General features: G+C 46.1%; 1 protein-coding gene and 2 pseudogenes. 1 reads left to right on the plus strand and 2 read right to left on the minus strand.

What is annotated here, in order from left to right:
* A pseudogene (locus PX481_RS13525) lies at nucleotides 1-250 on the plus strand (cytosine deaminase); the annotation flags it as partial.
* Here PX481_RS13525 and PX481_RS13530 read toward each other — a convergent pair.
* Nucleotides 227-325 (minus strand): annotated as a pseudogene (locus PX481_RS13530) (DUF952 domain-containing protein); the annotation flags it as partial. The pseudogenes PX481_RS13525 and PX481_RS13530 overlap by 24 nt on opposite strands.
* An 85-nt stretch (nucleotides 326-410) precedes the next feature.
* Nucleotides 411-752: a DUF952 domain-containing protein gene (locus tag PX481_RS13535; RefSeq protein ID WP_002763205.1), complete on the minus strand. Its 342-nt coding sequence runs from the start codon at nucleotides 750-752 to the stop codon at nucleotides 411-413.
* Nucleotides 753-1,021 lie beyond the last annotated feature (269 nt).

Raw genomic sequence — 1,021 nt, forward strand, 5'->3', positions numbered from 1 at the left:
ACCCTACGCTGACTGGGTAAATAGTGTCACCCTCACCCCAGCCAATCTGCTCGGATTGCCCCATTTAGGGCGCATTAAGACGGGTCTAGAGGCAAATTTGTTAATTTTCAAGGCTCGCTACTTTAGCGAGCTATTATCGCGACCACAGTGGGATCGCCTTGTGATTCGGCGCGGGTTGAGCATTGATACTACTCTCCCCGATTACCAAGAGTTAGATGATTTAGTTCTAGGAATTGAGCAAATCCTGTAAGGGTTTGACAAAAACTACCGATTCTAGGTTGATAGCACCGTAAATATGGGGAAAGGTCTCTTTTTCTAGATGAACGTAGGTTGGGTTGAAGCATGAAACCCAACGCCCGCTCATGTTACGCTACCGCTAACCCATCCTACAAATAATTGTGCATCCCTACTTAGGAATTGAGCAACTCCTCTAGGGGTTTGACAAAAACTACCGATTCTAGGTTGATAGCACCGTAAATATGGGGAAAGGTCTCTTTTTCTAGCTCTAGAGTTGCATTTTCTGGGTTAGGATGCTGGGGCTGCTCCCATTTCACCGGGGACTGCAATTGTTCAGGAGAAATGGCTAAAACCAGCAAGTCTGGCTGATTTTGATAAAAAGCGGCCACAACTTTCGGAATTTGTTCTAAGGTGGAGCAATGGATAAATCCCTCATTTTTTAGGGAATACGCCCGATATTCCCCCATTTCACGAGCTATTTGCCAACCTCTTTCTGTAGTGATGTGATAGATCATCGGTTCGCCTCCTACTGTCACTTTATCCCTAATTTTAGGATATAGCCTGAAGCTGTCAGCGGCCCTCAATTCTCTTAAACTAGGGGTCAGGGAATAAAGACAAGAAATTTGTCCGACCAATTAAGTAGGTAGGCGTTAAAAGTTGTCAGACACCCCCCTTATCAAGGGGGGCAGGGGGGATCCCCCCGCCTATCGGCACCCCCCTTATCAAGGGGGGCAGGGGGGATCGAACCTAAAATCCATTTTTAATTTAATTATAACCAGCTACT

Source organism: Microcystis sp. M53603_WE2 (assembly GCF_030065435.1).

Bases quoted from the DNA above. Each gene is read 5' to 3' on its own strand.
- PX481_RS13535 (WP_002763205.1), bottom strand. From the start codon at position 752: ATGATCTATCACATCACTACAGAAAGAGGTTGGCAAATAGCTCGTGAA.